1 rRNA gene is annotated in these 424 nt (G+C 55.0%); it reads right to left on the reverse strand.

Going from position 1 to position 424, the window contains the following annotated elements:
• Positions 1-424, reverse strand: a 16S ribosomal RNA gene (locus tag AVJ23_RS21960); the annotation flags it as partial.

Here is a 424-nt window from a genome sequence, read left to right on the forward strand (position 1 = left end):
TACGGTTACCTTGTTACGACTTCACCCCAGTCATGAATCACTCCGTGGTGACCGTCCTCCCAAAGGTTAGACTAGCCACTTCTGGAGCAACCCACTCCCATGGTGTGACGGGCGGTGTGTACAAGGCCCGGGAACGTATTCACCGTGACATTCTGATTCACGATTACTAGCGATGCCGACTTCATGGAGTCGAGTTGCAGACTCCGATCCGGACTACGACAGGTTTTCTCGGATTAGCTCCACCTCGCGGTCTCGCAACCGTCTGTACCTGCCATTGTAGCACGTGTGTAGCCCAGGACGTAAGGGCCATGATGACTTGACGTCGTCCCCACCTTCCTCCGGTTTGTCACCGGCAGTCTCCTTTGAGTTCCCACCATTACGTGCTGGCAACAAAGGACAAGGGTTGCGCTCGTTACGGGACTTA

It is taken from the genome of Pseudoponticoccus marisrubri (genome assembly GCF_001482405.1).
Taxonomy (GTDB): Bacteria; Pseudomonadota; Alphaproteobacteria; order Rhodobacterales; family Rhodobacteraceae; genus Pseudoponticoccus; species Pseudoponticoccus marisrubri.